Genomic DNA, 16,825 nt, shown 5'->3' with positions numbered 1-16,825 from the left:
GGGGGGCGATGACGGAGCCGCGCTGGATTGACGTTTCGGCACCTGCGGTACAGCTGCGCGCGCTGAGCTGGGGACCCGATGACGGCCCGATTGCCTTGTGTCTGCACGGTTTTCCCGATACCGCCTATGGATTCCGGAAGCTGGCGCCGCACCTGGTGGCCGCAGGTTACCGGGTCATCGCCCCGTTCATGCGTGGCTATGTCCCCTCATCGATCCCCACCGACGGCAGCTATCACATCGGGGCGGTGATGGACGACGCGCTGCAGGTGCGCGCCGCCTGTGATCCCACCGACGCCGATGTCGTCATCGGCCATGACTGGGGTGCTATCGCCGCCACCGGCCTGGCCGCGATGCCGGACACCCCGTTCACCCGAGCCGTCGTCATGTCGGTGCCGCCGTCGGCGGCGTTGCGGCCGCGGGTCGGCAGGCCGCTGGCCAACCGGGGCCGGCTGCTGCGGCTGGTGCCGAGGCAGTTCGTGCGTAGCTGGTACATCAGCTACTTCCAGCTGCCCTTTCTGCCGGAGCGCTCATCGTCCTGGATCGTCCCGCTGCTGTGGCGGCGCTGGTCGCCCGGCTACAACGCCGCCGAGGATCTGCGCCACGTCGATGCCGCGATCGGCTCGCCGGACCGGTGGCGCGCCGCGCTGGGCACCTACCGGGCGACGATCCGTAACACCCGCCTGCCGGCCCGTTACGCCGAACTGCACGCCCTCTGGCTCGAGGCACCCCGCCTGCCGACCCTGTACCTGCACGGCAGCGACGATGGTTGTATGACACCGGAATTCACGCCGTGGGTGCGTGACGTCCTGCCGCCCGGCAGCGATGCGGCGATCGTCGAACATGCCGGACATTTCCTGCAGCTCGAACGGCCCGACGCGGTGGGTCAGCGGATCGTGGACTTCCTGTCGGCTACTTCGGCTTGAGGCTGGGGTGACTGCGGGCCAGCAGCGGCAAAAGTAGCCGCTTCGGCGTCAGCTGGTAGACCACGGTGGCCGCGTGGTTGAGCCGTCCCGGTACGACGACGGGCTTACCGGCGGCCAATCCGTCCACGGCGGCCTTGGCGACATCTTCGGCCGACACCCACAGTGGTTTGGGTAGCGCGGCTTCAGCGTCCTCGTCGGAGATTCCGGCGGCCTCGCCGAATCCGGTCTTGACCGGACCCGGGCACAGGGCGGTGGCCGTCACGCCGCTGGGTTTGAGTTCCTCGCGCAGCGCGTGGGTGTAGGACAGAACGAAGGCCTTGGCCGCACCGTATACGGCCTGGCCAGGCAGCGGGCCGAAGGCGCCCAGCGAGGCCACGTTGAGCACCGCGCCGCGGCGCCGGCGCACCATGCCGGCCACGAACCGGGTACACAGATCGACCACCGCGGCGACGTCGACTTCGACCACGTTCAACTCGGCACCGGGGTCCGCCGCGGCCACCGGACCGGTGGTGGACAGTCCGGCGTTGTTGACCAGGATGTCGACTTCGAGGCCGAGTGCGGCCACCCGATCGGGGAGAGCGGCTCGGTCGGCGGGCTTCGAAAGATCAGCTCCAACAACAGAACTGGGGCCTTCTAACTCTTCGGAGAGCGCAGTGAGCTGGTCGGTGCGCCGGGCCACCAGGATGACATGATGGCCGCGGGCGGAGAGTTGCCGGGCAATCTCAGCCCCGATGCCTGATGAGGCTCCGGTGATGAGCGCAGCGCGGCTGGGACCAGGGGGCGGCAGCACGTTGCCAGCCTAGGACAATGATCAGATGGCGGCCAGCAGCAGAGTGATGACCGCGGTTGACGCGCAGATGTTCTGGTTGTCGGCCGCAGTTCCCAACGACCAGATCGTGGTGTACGCCTTCGACGGCTCGCCCGGTGCTCTTGACGTTGCCGTCGACGAGCTGCGGCGCCGGGCGCAGGGGTGCGACGAACTGTGCTTGCGGGTGGTCGACGGCGGCGGATGGCGGTACCCGCGCTGGATTCCGCGTGAGGTCGGCGCCGAGCAGTTCGTCGTCCATCATGCCGGGGGAGTGGACTGGCAGGGCTGTCTGGACACCGCGGCAGGCCTGCGCGGCGACCCGCTCGATCTTCGCCGAATGACTTGGCGCGCACACATTTTCCCGCAGGTTTTGGGAGTGCCGGGGTCCAGCGGGGTCGGCTCGGTGGTGGTGCTGCAGACGGGCCATGCGTTCGCCGACGGCAGTCGGGGGACTGCGCTGGCCGGCGCGTTGCTGGGCCGCGAACGGCCGGTGCCAGTGCCCGTTGTGACCCGGCGCGGGTTCCTGCCGGTGCGTGGAATCGCCGCCGCCCGGGCACATCGCATGCTGGTGCGCGACACCGAGGCGGGCGTGGTGCCCCCGCCCGCCCCAGGATGCCCGTTGCTCAGCATCAACGCGCGACCCCGAGCGAGGCCGGTGGTGCGGACAGTGGCGCTGCGGCGCGATCAGCTGGCACGCCCCACCGTGACGATCGGCGTGCTGGTTGCGGTCTCCGACGCACTGGCGGGCTATCTGGCCGCGGGCGGTGAGGACACCTCGACACTGGGTGCCGAAGTCACCATGGCCGGACAGCAGGATCCGAGTGCGCACAACAACTTTCGCAATGTCGGCATTGGGCTCCATCCTGATCTGGACCGGGCCCGCCGAGCCGAGCTGATCAGCACCGAACTGGGCGCCCAGCGCCGCCGCGGCGAACACCCGGCGATGCGGGCATCGGCCGCCGCGTCCGCGGCGATTCCCGCCCCGTTGCTGCGCTGGGGAGTGCGGCAGTTCGATCCGGATGCGCGTGGCGCGACGGTCACCGGCAATACCGTGGTGTCCAGCGTGAACCGCGGGCCGGCGGATCTGTCGTTCGGCGGATTCCCTGTCCTGCTCGCCGCGGGGTTCTCCGGGCTGTCGCCGATGATGAGCCTTACCCACGGTGTGCACGGGCTCGGCGACACCATCACGGTCAGCGTGCACGCCGACCCGGACAACGTCGATGTCGACGACTATTGGGAGCGGCTGGGGGTGGCGCTTCGGGTGCGCGGCTACCTCGGCTGAGCATCGGCACCGCACGGGGTCTGATGCTCTAGGTTTACTCCCATGACTGCCTACAGTGTCGGACTGCTGATCCTGCGTGTGGTGCTCGGGGTGACCATGGCTGCCCACGGTTACAACAAGTTCTTCGGCGGCGGCCGGATCAAGGGCACCGCCGGCTGGTTCGACAGCATCGGCATGCGGCCGGGCATCTTCCACGCACGGGTGGCGGCCAGTACTGAGATGGCGGCCGGCATAGGTCTGGCGGTGGGGTTGCTGACACCGGTACCGGCTGCCGGGTTCGTGGCGCTGATGTTGGTCGCGGCCTGGACGGTGCACCGGCACAACGGTTTCTTCATCGTCAAGGAAGGCTGGGAGTACAACCTGGTGCTGGCGGCCGGGGCCGTGGCGCTGGCGGCGACTGGCGCCGGCAAGTACAGCCTGGATTACGCGCTTTTTCACGGCACGAGCGTCTACCACTGGCTGCACGGCTGGTGCGGGTTGCTGATCGCGGTGGTGCTCGGTCTGGCCGGCGGAATCGGGCAGCTGGCGATCTTCTACCGCCCGCCCGCCAAGGCCTGATTGGTAGCAGTCTCGTCGCGCGGGAATTCTGTCCCACCAGACTAGAACGCGTTCTAGTCTTTGCGGTATGGGATTTCTGAAGCAGGAAGTACCCGTCATCGACCTCGAGACGTGGAGCCAGGGCACGCGCGCGGAGAAGATCAAGCCGATGGCCCGGCACTGGGCTGAGGTCGGCTTTGGCACCCCGGTGGCGCTGCACCTGTTTTACGTCGTCAAGATCCTGCTGTACGTCTTTGTCGGCGCACTATTCGGTCTGGCCACCAAGGGCATCGACGGCTTCACCAATATCGGCTCGTGGTGGTCGGAACCGATCGTCTACGAAAAGGCCGTGCTGTACACGATGCTCTTCGAGGTCGTCGGCCTCGGCTGTGGTTTCGGCCCGCTGAACAACCGCTTCTGGCCGCCGATGGGCTCGATCCTGTATTGGTTGCGTCCCAAGACGATCCGGCTGCCACCGTGGCCCAACCTGGTGCCGCTGACCAAGGGCGACAGCCGCAGCCCCGTCGACGTGGCGCTCTATGCGGCGTTGATCGTGATGATCCTGGTGGCGTTGTTCTCCGACGGCACCGGGCCGATCCCGGAGCTGGGCACCACGGTCGGACTACTGCCGACCTGGCAGATCGCGACTGTCGTTGCGCTGCTGGCGCTGGCAGGCCTGCGGGACAAGGTGATCTTCCTGGCCGCCCGCGGTGAGGTGTACGGCGCGTTGGCGGTCGCGTTCCTGTTCGCCGGCGTCGACGTCATCATCGCCTTGAAGCTGGTGTGCATGGCGATCTGGATCGGCGCCGCGACATCCAAGCTCACCCGGCACTTCCCGTTCGTCATCTCCACGATGATGTCCAACAGCCCGGTCGTGCGGCCTCGGTTCCTCAAGCGGATGTTCTTCAAGAACTTCCCCGAAGACCTTCGGCCCGGCCGGATGTCGCATATTTTGGCGCATGTCAGCACGGCCATCGAGGGGCTGGTGCCGCTGGCGTTGTTCTTCTCTCATGGTGGCTGGCCGACCGCGATCGCGGCCTTCGTGATGGTCTGCTTCCACTTCGGCATCCTGTCGGCCATCCCGATGGGGGTGCCCCTGGAGTGGAACGTTTTCATGATCTTCTCCGTGCTGTCGCTGTTCGTCGCGCACGCCCAGATTGGGATCACCGACATCACCACACCGTGGCCGATTCTGCTGTTCCTAGCGCTCGCCGTGACGGTGTTTCTGGGAAACGCTGTCCCGCGCAAGGTTTCCTTCCTGCCCGGCATGCGCTACTACGCCGGCAACTGGGACACCACGCTGTGGTGCGTGAAGCCCTCCGCAGAGGCCAAGATCGAGCAGAACTTGGTGACGATCGCCAACATGCCCGCCGCTCAGCTGGAGAAGTTCTACGGCAGCAAGGAAGCCGCGCAGATCCCGCTCTTCATGGGATATGCGTTCCGCGCCTTCAACACTCACGGCAAGGCTCTGTTCACCCTTGCTCACCGCGCCATGGCCGGAGAGAACGAGGACGACTACTCCATCACCGACGGCGAACGCATCTGCAGTATGGCGATCGGCTGGAACTTCGGCGACGGGCATATGCACAACGAACAGCTCATCACCGCGATGCAGGCGCGGTGCCACTTCGAACCCGGCGAGGTCCGCGTCGTCCTGCTCGACGGCCAGCCGATCCACCGGCAACGGCAGGCCTACCGGCTGGTTGACGCCGCGACCGGTGAGTTCGAGACCGGGTACGTCAATGTCTCCGACATGGTCACCCGCCAGCCCTGGGACGACACGCTGCCGGTGCACGTGACATCGGGGCGGCCGGCTGGGCACAGCGACCCGGGGATCGGCACGACTGACCGAACGGTTGGTTGACCCCGCTCGAAGGCGGCCTGAGGTGCGGTGCTAAGAATCGAAGATCAACTAGTCACCTCACCCAAGGAGAAGGCCGATGGCCGAAGCGGTAATTGTCGAAGCAGTGCGCGCGCCGGTCGGCAAGCGCAACGGCGGACTGTCCGGCGTGCACCCCGCCGAGCTGTCGGCCCAGGTGCTCAACGGCCTGGTCGGGCGTGCCGGTATCGATCCCGAGATCGTCGACGACGTCATCTGGGGCTGCGTCATGCAGGCCGGCGAGCAGGCCCTCGACATCGCCCGCACCGCGGTGCTGACGGCGGGTTGGCCCGAGTCGGTACCTGGTGTGACCGTTGATCGGCAGTGCGGTTCCAGCCAGCAGTCGGTGCATTTCGCCGCCGCTGGCGTGGTGGCAGGCCACTACGACGTCGTGGTCGCAGGTGGTGTCGAGTCAATGTCGCGCACCCCGATGGGCTCCTCGCTGGCCAACGGCGGCAACCCCTACTCGGCCGGTTTTAAGAGCCGTTACGAGCGCACCCCCAACCAGGGTGTCGGCGCGGAGATGATGGCCGAGCGGTGGGGCTTCGACCGAACCGCACTCGATCAGTTCTCGCTGGATTCCCATGAGAAGGCCGCTGCTGCACAGGATTCCGGTGCCTTTGACGACCAGATCGTGGGCATCAAGGATGCCGACGGCAACCTTGTTCTGAAGGATGAAGGGATCCGCCGCGGCGGGACCATCGAAAAGATGGCCGCCATCAAGCCTGCCTTCAAAGAGGACGGGGTGATCCACGCGGGCAACGCGTCGCAGATCTCCGACGGCTCGGCCGCGCTGCTGTTCATGTCGGCCGAGAAGGCTAAGTCTCTTGGTCTCAAGCCGCTTGCCCGCGTGCACACCGCGGTGCTGGCCGGTGCCGACCCGGTGATCATGTTGAGTGCGCCGATCCCGGCCACCGAGAAGGCGCTGAAGCGTTCCGGCCTCTCAGTCGACGACATCGGTGTTTTCGAGGTCAACGAGGCGTTCGCGCCGGTTCCGATGGCCTGGCTCAAGGAGATCGGCGCCGACGAGAAGAGGCTCAACCCCAACGGCGGCGCGATCGCGCTGGGTCACCCGCTCGGCGGATCCGGCGCACGGATCATGACCACACTGCTGTACCACATGCGGGACAACGGAATTCGCTACGGACTGCAGACCATGTGCGAGGGCGGCGGCCAGGCCAACGCCACCATCCTCGAGCTGCTGTAGCGATGACTGACGTCGAGACCCCCGCCGCTCTTTCCGAGCGGCGGGGCAACGTCCTGCTGATCACCATCAACCGCCCCGATGCGCGCAACGCCGTCAACGGCGCGGTGAGTACCGCCGTCGGTGACTTGCTGCAGCAGGCCCAGGACGACGCCGACATCTGGGCTGTGGTGATCACCGGCGCTGGTGACAAGTCGTTCTGTGCCGGGGCTGACCTGAAGGCAATCTCGCGGCGGGAGAACCTCTTTCACTCGCAGCACCCCGAGTGGGGCTTCGCCGGCTACGTTCGTCATTTCATCGACAAGCCGACCATCGCCGCGGTCAACGGCACCGCCCTGGGTGGCGGCACCGAACTCGCCCTGGCCAGCGATCTGGTGGTTGCCGAAGAGAGCGCTAAGTTCGGCTTGCCCGAAGTCAAGCGCGGCCTGGTCGCGGCGGCCGGCGGGGTGTTCCGCATCGTCGATCAGCTGCCGCGCAAGGTGGCCATGCACTTGCTGTTCACCGGCGAACCGATCACCGCGGCCGAAGCGCTCGGGTGGGGCTTGATCAACGAGGTGGTGCCCGATGGCACCGTCGTCGACGCGGCAATGGCTCTGGCGCAACGTATTACCGCCAACGCACCGCTGGCCGTGCAGGCCAGCAAGCGCGTCGCGGTCGGTGTCGACGATCGCGTCATCACCGCCGACGAGGCCGGCTGGACACGCACCATGCGGGAGATCGGCGCGCTGATGAAATCCGAGGACGCCAAGGAAGGCCCGCTCGCCTTCGCCGAGAAGCGCCAGCCGGTCTGGAAGGCGCGCTAGCGAGTTAGGCCGGCTTGGTTGTCGTCGTCGGGGTGCTCGACGTCGTCGGGGTGGTCGTCGGGCTTGTCGTGCTCGTCGCCGTGTTCGGGGTCGGCGCATCGCCGGGGCTGAGCACGGTGTCGATCATGTAGATGTAGGCGGCGCGAGTGGTGTAGCCGCACAACACCTTCACGCTGTCGTTGATCTTGATATCGCCGCCCTTGCCGGTCACGTTCACCTGGCTGCCCTGCTGCGTCGGCATCTTGCCGTGCAGGTCGTCGGGGCCGAGGTAGCCGAGCACCAAGTGATAGAAAAGCGTCGACGTCAGCAGCGCCGGATCACTCTTGAACTCGGCCAGCGTCGCCTCGTCCAGCTTGGCGAACGCATCGTTGGTGGGCGCGAAGATCACGTATGGGCCGCCGTCGATGACGCTGGTGATGTTGACGGCCGGGTTCAGCCCGCCGGAGATCGCCGCGCTGAAGGTGCTCAGGTCCGGGTTGGCGGCGATGGCCGCGGTCGCCGACTGGGTGCCCATGCTGGCGAACGATCCGGGCCCGGAGGGGATCCTGTTCTTGTAGGCGTCGCAGCCCGAGCCCTGCGGATCGGGCAGCTGGCTCATGCTCGGCGCGGGGATTTCCGACGTGGTCGGCGCTGCCGGGGTGGTCGTGGTGGGCGTCGGATCGGCGTAGGCCTGGACGGCGGTCGGGATGGCGACGGCGATGGCCGCCAGCGCCGCAGCGACGCCGAGGGACTTGGTACGAGTGCTCACGTGGCTCCTTTGGTTCTTTTATGGAGTCGGCGAATCGCGGGTCCCCGTTACCGCTGCGCCCCGTGAAGCGTACTGGCAGCAAAGTGCCAGTCTCAAAACGGGCGGCGAATGCCCAGTTCAGAGCGCCCGCCGGCGAACCCGCCAGCACAGCAGCGCCGCCATCGCGCAGGGCCCGGCGGCCAGATGGAACGCGAGGTATACCGCCTACGATGTCGGCCATGGCCGAACCACTGATCATGTCCGTGCGCGGACACTCTCCCGAATTGCACGACGAGTCCTGGGTCGCGCCCAACGCGGCGGTGATCGGCCAGGTGCGACTCGCCGCGCGAGTCAGTGTCTGGTACTCGGCGACGCTGCGCGCCGAGGCCGAGTGGATCGACGTCGGCGAGGGCAGCAATGTTCAGGACGGCTCCACTGTGCACGTCGACCCGGGTTTTCCGGTGCGGATCGGCGCCGGTGTGACGGTCGGGCACAACGCCGTGTTGCACGGGTGCACGGTCGAGGACGGGTCCCTGGTCGGGATGGGCGCGATCGTGCTCAACGGGGCGGTGATCGGGGCGGGGTCGATCGTCGCCGCTGGCGCAGTGGTGCCGCAGGGCATGGTCGTGCCGCCGCGATCGCTGGTGGCCGGGGTGCCGGCCAAGGTCCGGCGCGCGTTGTCCGACGCCGAGCTGGACGGCAACAACCTCAACGCCGCGGTGTACGAACACCTCATCGACCTGCACCGCAACCCACAGTAGGTTTGCGCAGGCGCCAGATTGCCGATAGTCCTAGCGTGAAGTCGCTGCGCTTTCTGGTCACTGGTGCCACTGGATACGTCGGCTCCCGGCTGGTGGCCGCGTTGCTCGACGCCGGCCACGACGTCGTCGCCGCCACCCGCGACCCGGAAAAGCTCGGCCGGCTCGGCTGGTGTGAGCGGGTGACAGCGGTCGTCCTTGATGCCGACGACCCGAGTTCGGTGGAATCAGCGTTTGCCGTTGCCGGCCAGATCGATGTCGTCTACTACCTGGTGCACGGGATCGGCCAGCCCGGCTTCCGCGAGCGGGACAACTCCGGGGCTGCCACTGTCGCGGCTGGGGCCAGGGCTGCTGGGGTGAAGCGGATCGTGTACCTCGGTGGGTTCGTGCCCGACGGCGCCGCGCTCTCCGAACACCTGGCCGGCCGGGCCGAGGTCGCAGGCGCACTGAGTGTCGAAGGCGGAGCCGAACTGGTCTGGCTCGGCGCGGCGGTCATCATCGGGGCTGGGTCGACGTCCTTCGAAATGGTGCGCTACGTCGGCGACCGATTCTGGCTGATCCCGTTGCCGCCGTGGGCCGATCATGACATCGACCCGATCTCGATCCGCGATGTGCTGTACTACCTGTTGGCCGCCGCAGATCCGACCGTCGTACCGGCTGGTGCGTACGACATCGCGGGACCGGGCCGGACCACCTATCGCGAGCTGTTGTCGACCTACGTCGACGCGGTGGGCTCGCTTCGCGCGGGGTTGCCGATGCGCGACATTGTGCCCCGCAGTGTTGTCGGCCGGATGGCCGGCGTCGCGGTGCCGGTGCCGACCGGGCTGGCGGCCGATCTCATCGAATCGCTGGACCATTCGATGACGGCCTCCGACACTGTCTTGCGTGACCATGTGCCCGATCCGCCGGGTGGCCTCACCGCCATCGAGGACGCCGTCGCCGCGGCGGTATCCCGTCGACCGCCATGCCCGGTCGATGAGCTGGCCGACCCGCATCACCTGGCCGACAGCGATCCGATCTGGGCCGGGGGAGACGCGTTGCGGCTGCGCCGGGTGGCTGCGACGGTGACGCCCGCGATGGCCCGACCTGCGCTGGAGCTGTTCGATTCGGTGCCCGGTCCGCTGGCCGGTGTGCTGCGAACCGGACTCGATCTACTGCTGGCGAAGGTGCGTGCGCATTGACAACTCTGGCCGAGATCCGCGCTGCGGTCACCAATGCCGCTGTGCCGCAGCAGGAATGGCCGTCCATGATTCGGCGCAGGCGCATCGTGGTGTGCGTGGTGCTGGTCGTTGGTGCGGTGCTGTTGGGCGTTTCGCTGACCCGCACGCCGGGCGACGCGGCGTTCTACTGGTTGACGCTGGCACTCGCGGCGGTGTGGGCCTTGGGTGCGCGGCTATCGGGCCCGCTGCACCTGGGCAGCATCCGCTGGCGCGGGCGCAACCAGCGTCCGGTGCTCACCGGGATCACGATCGGAATGTTGCTCGGGGGCGCCTTTGTGGTCGGTGGGCTGGTGGCCCGCGAGATCGGGCCGGTGGCCGAACGCATTACGCGTGTGCTCGAGTACGCCAATCACGGCAGCCTGGCGCTGGTCGTGGCGATCACGCTGGTGAACGGTTTCGCCGAGGAGTTGTTCTTCCGAGGCGCGCTGTACACCGCGCTGGGCACGTTCCATCCGGTGGTGATCTCCACGCTGCTCTACACCGTGGCGACCTGCGCCAGTGGCAATCAGATGCTCGGTTTTGCGGCCGTCATCCTGGGCACGGTGTGTGCCGTCGAACGCCGGGCCACCGGCGGAGTGCTGGCACCGGTCCTGACCCATGTGGTGTGGGGGCTGATCATGGTACTGGCACTACCGCCGATGTTCGGCGTGAATTAGCACCGCCGATTCTCGGCGCCAATTAGCCCAGTGGATGGTCGATTTCGTCGCGGGGCATGCGCGCCGCGACCAGCGCGACAGCGGCGAGCAGCACCGGCGCGATGCCGGCCACGGCGAAGATGAGTTCCACCGAAACCACTTTGGACAGTGGGCCGGCGACCGCCATCGACAACGGCATGAACGCCAGCGAGACAAAGAAGTCCAGACTCGACACCCGGCCCAGCATCTGCGGCGGCACCCGCCGCTGCAGCAGCGTGCCCCAGATGACGCCGGCCCCTTCGGCGAGACCGATGATGAACAGCGCCACCAGCATTATCGGCAGCGAGGACGTCGTGCCGACAATCACGAACGGCAGCGAGCCCACACCCCACATCGTCATCATCACCGTGAGATATCGGCGAGGCAGCGGCCGTGAGGACACGACGACTGCGCCCACCGCACTGCCCACCCCGAACGCGGCGAGCATGAGCCCGTACACCTGGTCACCGTGAGCGAACCGGTCGCGGGCGATGAACGGCAGCAGCACTTCGATCGGGCCCAGAGCCAGAAATATCCAGGTGCTGGCGAACAGCAGCGTCCAGCGCAGCCACGGGGTATGCACCACGAAGCGCAGACCCTCCCGCAGATCGGTCAGCACATGGGGCTTCTCGCGCTCCACTGTCATCACGATGTGCTCGCCGTGACCGGGGCGCATTGCCACCAACAGGATCAGCCCCACCGCCATCAGCACGCTCACCGTCACCGAGCCCAGCGCGGGGAAGGTGAGTCCGATCAGGACACCGGCCGCAGCGGGGCCGATGGCCTGCTGCAAGGTCGGGCGGACCGTGCCTTCGACGCCGTTGGCGGCCAGCAGGTGCTCGGCGGGCAGGATCCGCGGCAAGTAAGCGTTGTAGGCCGGGAAGAAGAATGCCGCGCCGATGCCGAGAACCGTTGCAGCAACAGCCATATGCCACAGCCGGAGGTCGCCGAGCAAGCTGAGGGCAGCCACGGCGCCGGTCGCCGCGACGTTGGTGGCCTCGACGGCGATGATGACGGCGCGCTGTGAAACCCGGTCGGCCACGATGCCACCGACCAGGATGAAGGCCAGCATGCCGCCGCCGAGGCAAGCGGCGACCAGCGAGAGCGCGGCGGGGTCATCGGCCAGGGCGATGACCTGAAGAGCCATCACGACGGTCCACATGCCCTCGGCGAAGAGGAACAGCGACATCGCGGTGATGAGCAGACGGAATTCGCGGTATCTGAAGGGCGCGAGCACGCGCCAACGGCCGGTGGTCTTAACCGGCTCGTCGATCTCGCAGGGCGTACTCATGACATCGATGGTCGCTGACCGAAGGGGACCACGTCCAACGATTTTCGGCTCAGAGAAAGAGCTCGTCGAGCGGGTTGGGCACCGGACGGCCAGCCAGTTTGTAGCTGACCCACTGGTTCAACGAGACGCCTTGCTCAGCGGCCTCGACGATGAGCCGCTCATGCAGGACGCGCGAGGTGCGCACCGCGAAATTCCCGCTGTAGCGGTGGTCGGTCAGCGAGGGTGGGGGATCCATGCCGAGGTCGGCCAGTTCCTCGAGCTCCTTGGCGACCAAGAGCTCGACCCGCTCGATCGCCTCGTGCGGGGTCAACGCGAGTGCGTAGCGCCCCTTGAATTCCAGACACAGGCCGACGTATTGGCAGTATTCGTCGGACCACTCCGCGCGGTAGGTGTAGTAGATCATCGCCTCATGATGGCGAGGCGGTCTGACGTATTTGGGTGAGTTTGGCGGGCCTGGCTCTGTTTAGGGTGGGTGGTTTTTCCGGAACGCGATATCGCCGGTGATATCACGTTTTGGAAAAGTGCATAGTGGGGGGCCGCCCAGGCCCGTGCGCCGGCTAGGAGTCAGTGAAGGTTGGGGAGCGGTGCTCCTGGAACGCCTTGGTGCCCTCGCGAAAATCGTCCGTTCCCAACAGGATCAGCTGGCCTTCGCTCTCCCGGCCGATCGCGGCGTCGAGTTCGGTCAGTGTCGCGGCGTTGATCGCCTGCTTGGTCTTGCGCAGCGCGACGGCCGGGCCGGACGCCAACTTGCCGATCACTGCGGTCACCTCGGCCTCCAGCTCGTCGGCGGGATACACCGCACTGATCAGCCCGCTATCGAACGCCTCGACGGCCGAAATACGTTCGGCCAGAAGCGCCATCTTCATCGCGCGGGCCCGGCCGATGGACGCAGCCACCAACGCCGACGCCCCGCCGTCGGGCATCAGGCCGATCTTGGTGAACGCAAGGAGGAAAAAGGCCTTCTCCGAGGCCAATACGATGTCAGCGGCCAGTGCCAGCGACACCCCGACGCCGGCCACCGGACCGTGTACCACCGCCACCACCGGCTTGGGCAGGTTCACGACCGACCGCACCGCGCGGTTGGCCTCGGCCAGTACCTCGTCCGGCGTATCCGGCCGGTGGCTGGACTGATCCTCGGCACTGATGCCCGCGCCCGAGCTGAACCCGCGGCCCGCCCCGCTGAGTCGCACCACCCGCACGGCCGGGTCGTCGGCCGCGTGGGTCAAGACGTCGGCCAGCGTCCGCAGCATCGCCGCATTCAGTGAGTTCAGGCTGTCCGGCCGATTCAGCGTCGCCGTCAGTAGTCCGCCGTCGAGCGACACAGTCAATTCCGGGATGCCGGCGTAAGCGTCGATGGTCGTCATGGCTGCACCTTAAGCGCCTATGGGGGCGCAGGCCGCGCCGGGTCAGCTCGGGTGTAAATAGTTAAGGCGCGATCAATCAACTGGAGGGTAGACAGCTATGGCCGGACCACTGCACGGTTTGCGAGTCGTCGAATTGGCCGGCATCGGCCCGGGTCCGCACGCCGCGATGATCCTCGGTGACCTCGGCGCCGACGTCGTCCGCATCGATCGGCTCGGCAAGGGCGCCGGCGTCCCCAGCAATGACTACCTGCTGCGCAACCGCCGCTCGGTGGGCGCCAACCTCAAAGACCCGCAAGACCGCGACATGGTGCTCGGGCTCATCGCCAAAGCCGACGTGCTCATCGAGGGCTTCCGGCCCGGCGTCACCGAGCGCCTTGGGCTGGGCCCGGAGGACTGCGCAAAGGTCAACGAACGGTTGATCTACGGCCGGATGACCGGCTGGGGTCAGACCGGCCCGCGCAGCCAGCAGGCCGGCCACGACATCAACTACATCTCGCTCAATGGCGTGTTGCACGCCGTCGGCCGGGTCAACGAGCGCCCCGTCCCGCCGCTGAACCTGGCCGGTGATTTCGGCGGCGGCTCGATGTTTCTGCTGGTCGGCATACTGGCCGCGCTCTGGGAGCGGGAGCGCTCCGGCAAGGGCCAGATCGTCGACGCCGCAATGGTCGACGGATCGAGCGTGCTGGCGACGATGATGTGGGCCTTCCGCCACATGGGCATGTGGAGCGACACCCGCGGCACCAACATGCTCGACACCGGCGCGCCCTACTACGACACTTACGAATGCTCCGACGGGCGCTATGTCGCCGTCGGTTCGATCGAACCGCAGTTCTACGCCGAGCTGCTGGAGAAGCTGGGCTTGAACGCCGCTGACCTGCCCGATCAGAATGACACCGCGCGCTGGCCGGAACTGCGTGCGGTGCTCACCGAGGCGTTTGCCGCCCACGACCGTGATCACTGGGCCAAGGTCTTCACCGGTAGCGACGCCTGCGTCACTCCGGTGCTGTCCTTCGGGGAGGTCGAGACCGAGGTGCACAACACCGAGCGCGACACCTTCTACAGCGAAAACGGCTCGCTGTTCCCCGCTCCGGCACCGCGCTTTTCGCGCACCACGCCCGAGACCCCCCGTGCCCCTGGTATCCCGGGGGTCGACAACGACGCAGTGCTGAGGGACTGGGTATAGTCCCCAACCAACCAGTAGGTCGAGCTATCGAAAGGAAACCCATTCGTGGAGATCAAGGACGCCGTAGCCGTCGTCACCGGTGGTGCCTCGGGTCTAGGCCTGGCCACCGCCAAGCGCCTGCTCGACAGGGGTGCATCGGTGGTGGTGATCGACCTCAAGGGTGAAGAGGCGGTAGCCGAACTCGGCCCGCGTGCTCGCTTCGCCCAGGCCAACGTCACCGACCCGGAGTCGGTCTCGGCCGCCCTCGACCTCGCCGAAGAGCTTGGGCCGCTGCGCATCAACGTCAACTGCGCCGGTATCGGCAACGCCGTCAAGACCCTTGGCAAGGATGGGCCGTTCCCGCTGGACTGGTTCAACGCCGTCGTCCAGGTCAACCTGATCGGCACCTTCAACGTGCTGCGGCTGGCCGCCGAGCGGATCGCCAAGACCGAACCGCTCGGCGAAGAGCGGGGTGTCATCATCAACACCGCCTCGGTGGCCGCGTTCGATGGCCAGATCGGCCAAGCCGCCTACTCGGCGTCCAAGGGTGGCGTGGTCGGCATGACCCTGCCGATCGCCCGCGACCTGGCCCGGGAGCTCATCCGCGTCGTCACCATCGCGCCGGGCTTGTTCAAGACGCCGCTGCTGGGCTCGTTGCCCGAAGAGGCGCAGCGCTCCCTCGGTCAGCAGGTGCCGCATCCGGCCCGTCTCGGCGACCCCGACGAGTACGGCGCCCTGGCCACCCACATCGTCGAGAATCCGATGCTCAACGGCGAAGTGATCCGCCTTGACGGCGCGATCCGGATGGCCCCCCGATGAGCCTCACGACGAAGTTCACCGAGGTCTTCGGGGTCGAGCACCCGATCGCCCAGGGCGGTATGCAGTGGGTGGGTCGCGCGGAACTTGTTGCGGCCGTGGCCAATGCGGGTGCTCTAGGTTTTATTACGGCGCTCACTCAGCCGACGCCGGCGGACCTGGCCAACGAGATCGCTCGCACGCGCGATCTGACCGACAAGCCGTTCGGGGTGAACCTGACGATCCTGCCCTCGATCACCCCGCCGCCCTATGACGAGTACCGCCAGGTGATCGTGGACTCCGGTGTCAAGATCGTGGAGACCGCGGGCTCCAACCCGGCCCCGCATCTGCCGATGTTCCACGACAACGGGATCAAGGTGCTGCACAAGTGCACCTCGGTGCGCCATGCGGTCAAGGCGCAGAGCCTGGGCGTGGACGGCATCAGCATTGACGGTTTCGAATGCGCGGGACATCCGGGTGAGGACGACATCCCGGGACTGGTGCTGATCCCGGCCGCGGCCGACAAGATCGAGATCCCGATGATCGCCTCCGGTGGCTTCGCCGACTCGCGTGGCCTGGTGGCCGCGCTGGCTCTGGGCGCCGACGGCATCAACATGGGGTCGCGGTTCATGTGCACTGCTGAGTCAGGTATCCACCAGAACGTCAAGGAAGCGATCGTGGCCGGCGATGAGCGCGGCACCGAGCTGATCTTCCGCAGCCTGCACAACACCGCCCGGGTGGCCTCCAACGTGGTCTCGCGCGAAGTCGTGGAGATCCTGAAGGGTGGCGGTCAGTTCGAGGACGTCAAGGATCTGGTGGCCGGCGTGCGTGGCCGCAAGGTCTTCGACGACGGTGATATCGACGCCGGCATCTGGACCGTGGGTACCGCGATGGGCCTGATCAACGACATCCCGACCTGCGACGAGCTGATCAGCCGGATCGTCAGTGAAGCCGAGGACATCATCTCCCGCCGGCTGGCGGGCATGGTCAAACCCAGCCAAGACGCAAAAGTGCCCGCCTGATCACAGGCGGGCACTGCACGCGTATTGGAAGCTCTCCGACGGCGCCACACCGCATGTCAGCGGTGATGGCGCCGTTCGGCGCTTGGCTCAGCTGGCGTTAGCGAGCGGGGGGAGATCCTCGAACTGCTCCGAGGTATCGCCCTCCACGAGAAAATCACCGTGGTAGAGCTCATCGAAATCGATTTTGATGACATCGGCACTGGTGTCGTCGATCCACATACCCAGGACTCTATGAGTCTCGATTAAGGAAACTTTGAGCCACGATTCGGAGTTTCCTGGCAATTCTTACTCCCGAGTCAGGTGCTGGGTTACCCGTGAGTCAGGTGCTGGGTTACTCGCCAGTCACTTACCCGCAGGTCAGGGGGAAAAACCACCT

18 protein-coding genes are annotated in these 16,825 nt (G+C 66.9%); 12 read left to right on the top strand and 6 right to left on the bottom strand.

Features of this window, described 5'->3' with window-relative positions; all coding sequences use genetic code 11:
- Nucleotides 1-8 precede the first annotated feature (8 nt).
- Nucleotides 9-923, top strand: a complete 915-nt coding sequence (locus tag G6N38_RS04775; protein WP_163746485.1) for an alpha/beta fold hydrolase — start codon at nt 9-11, stop codon at nt 921-923.
- Here the strand turns inward: G6N38_RS04775 and G6N38_RS04770 are convergent.
- The gene (locus G6N38_RS04770) at nt 910-1,713 is read right to left on the bottom strand and encodes an SDR family NAD(P)-dependent oxidoreductase (protein WP_163746484.1); all 804 of its coding nucleotides are present in this window, start codon (nt 1,711-1,713) and stop codon (nt 910-912) included. The two genes, G6N38_RS04775 and G6N38_RS04770, sit on opposite strands and share 14 nt — an antisense overlap.
- 46 nt (nt 1,714-1,759) lie before the next feature.
- On the opposite strand from G6N38_RS04770, the gene G6N38_RS04765 reads away from it, so the two are divergent.
- The 5 genes from G6N38_RS04765 to G6N38_RS04745 all read left to right on the top strand — a co-directional run bounded on the left by G6N38_RS04765 (nt 1,760) and on the right by G6N38_RS04745 (nt 7,436).
- A complete protein-coding gene (locus G6N38_RS04765) occupies nt 1,760-3,013 on the top strand; it encodes a DUF1298 domain-containing protein (protein ID WP_163751807.1) in 1,254 nt (417 codons plus the stop codon).
- A 42-nt stretch (nt 3,014-3,055) separates the two neighbouring features.
- On the top strand, nt 3,056-3,571 hold the full coding sequence (locus tag G6N38_RS04760; RefSeq protein WP_163746483.1) for a DoxX family protein: 516 nt from the start codon (nt 3,056-3,058) through the stop codon (nt 3,569-3,571).
- A 67-nt stretch (nt 3,572-3,638) separates the two neighbouring features.
- Nucleotides 3,639-5,414 (top strand): DUF3556 domain-containing protein, encoded by a 1,776-nt coding sequence (locus tag G6N38_RS04755; RefSeq protein WP_163746482.1) that lies wholly within the window; start codon nt 3,639-3,641, stop codon nt 5,412-5,414.
- A 76-nt stretch (nt 5,415-5,490) separates the two neighbouring features.
- Nucleotides 5,491-6,636, top strand: a complete 1,146-nt coding sequence (locus G6N38_RS04750) for a thiolase family protein (protein WP_163746481.1) — start codon at nt 5,491-5,493, stop codon at nt 6,634-6,636.
- A gap of 2 nt (nt 6,637-6,638) precedes the next feature.
- A complete protein-coding gene (locus G6N38_RS04745; protein WP_163746480.1) occupies nt 6,639-7,436 on the top strand; it encodes a crotonase/enoyl-CoA hydratase family protein in 798 nt (265 codons plus the stop codon).
- A 4-nt stretch (nt 7,437-7,440) separates the two neighbouring features.
- On the opposite strand, the gene G6N38_RS04740 is transcribed toward G6N38_RS04745, so the two are convergent.
- On the bottom strand, nt 7,441-8,184 hold the full coding sequence (locus G6N38_RS04740) for a fasciclin domain-containing protein (RefSeq protein WP_163746479.1): 744 nt from the start codon (nt 8,182-8,184) through the stop codon (nt 7,441-7,443).
- Between the two features lie 218 nt (nt 8,185-8,402).
- Here G6N38_RS04740 and G6N38_RS04735 point away from each other — a divergent pair, with 218 nt between their 5' ends.
- From G6N38_RS04735 to G6N38_RS04725, 3 genes are read left to right on the top strand one after another with little or no spacing between them, the layout of a single operon-like run.
- Entirely contained in the window at nt 8,403-8,924 is a 522-nt protein-coding gene (locus G6N38_RS04735) for a gamma carbonic anhydrase family protein (protein WP_163746478.1), read from the top strand.
- Nucleotides 8,925-8,968: 44 nt separating this feature from the next.
- Complete coding sequence (locus G6N38_RS04730) at nt 8,969-10,102, top strand: NAD(P)H-binding protein (protein WP_163751805.1); 1,134 nt, start codon at nt 8,969-8,971, stop codon at nt 10,100-10,102.
- A complete protein-coding gene (locus G6N38_RS04725) occupies nt 10,099-10,797 on the top strand; it encodes a CPBP family intramembrane glutamic endopeptidase (RefSeq protein ID WP_246227699.1) in 699 nt (232 codons plus the stop codon). Before G6N38_RS04730 ends, G6N38_RS04725 begins: the two co-directional genes overlap by 4 nt.
- A gap of 22 nt (nt 10,798-10,819) precedes the next feature.
- Here G6N38_RS04725 and tet(V) read toward each other — a convergent pair whose 3' ends face one another.
- The 3 genes from tet(V) to G6N38_RS04710 all read right to left on the bottom strand — a co-directional run bounded on the left by tet(V) (nt 10,820) and on the right by G6N38_RS04710 (nt 13,470).
- Nucleotides 10,820-12,106: a tetracycline efflux MFS transporter Tet(V) gene (gene tet(V) / locus G6N38_RS04720; protein WP_163746477.1), complete on the bottom strand. Its 1,287-nt coding sequence runs from the start codon at nt 12,104-12,106 to the stop codon at nt 10,820-10,822.
- Between the two features lie 49 nt (nt 12,107-12,155).
- Nucleotides 12,156-12,509: a type II toxin-antitoxin system HicB family antitoxin gene (locus G6N38_RS04715; protein ID WP_163746476.1), complete on the bottom strand. Its 354-nt coding sequence runs from the start codon at nt 12,507-12,509 to the stop codon at nt 12,156-12,158.
- Nucleotides 12,510-12,663: 154 nt separating this feature from the next.
- Nucleotides 12,664-13,470: an enoyl-CoA hydratase gene (locus tag G6N38_RS04710; protein ID WP_163746475.1), complete on the bottom strand. Its 807-nt coding sequence runs from the start codon at nt 13,468-13,470 to the stop codon at nt 12,664-12,666.
- A gap of 97 nt (nt 13,471-13,567) precedes the next feature.
- Between G6N38_RS04710 and G6N38_RS04705 the strand changes: the two genes are divergently transcribed.
- The 3 genes from G6N38_RS04705 to G6N38_RS04695 are packed head-to-tail and all read left to right on the top strand — an operon-like array spanning nt 13,568 to nt 16,449.
- Entirely contained in the window at nt 13,568-14,653 is a 1,086-nt protein-coding gene (locus tag G6N38_RS04705; RefSeq protein ID WP_163746474.1) for a CaiB/BaiF CoA transferase family protein, read from the top strand.
- Between the two features lie 45 nt (nt 14,654-14,698).
- Nucleotides 14,699-15,451 carry a 3-hydroxyacyl-CoA dehydrogenase gene (locus G6N38_RS04700; RefSeq protein WP_163746473.1) on the top strand — a complete coding sequence of 251 codons (753 nt, stop codon included), beginning with the start codon at nt 14,699-14,701 and terminating at the stop codon, nt 15,449-15,451.
- Nucleotides 15,448-16,449, top strand: coding sequence for an NAD(P)H-dependent flavin oxidoreductase (locus G6N38_RS04695; protein ID WP_163746472.1), 1,002 nt, complete (start codon nt 15,448-15,450; stop codon nt 16,447-16,449). Before G6N38_RS04700 ends, G6N38_RS04695 begins: the two co-directional genes overlap by 4 nt.
- A gap of 87 nt (nt 16,450-16,536) precedes the next feature.
- On the opposite strand, the gene G6N38_RS30960 is transcribed toward G6N38_RS04695, so the two are convergent.
- Entirely contained in the window at nt 16,537-16,668 is a 132-nt protein-coding gene (locus G6N38_RS30960) for a hypothetical protein (RefSeq protein ID WP_005147116.1), read from the bottom strand.
- Between the last annotated feature and the right edge of the window lie 157 nt (nt 16,669-16,825).

Origin of the sequence: Mycolicibacterium helvum, from assembly GCF_010731895.1 — a bacterium.
GTDB classification, from domain to species: domain Bacteria; phylum Actinomycetota; class Actinomycetes; order Mycobacteriales; family Mycobacteriaceae; genus Mycobacterium; species Mycobacterium helvum.
The sequence above is the reverse complement of the archived record's forward strand: the minus strand, read 5'-3'. Positions and strand labels throughout refer to the sequence as shown.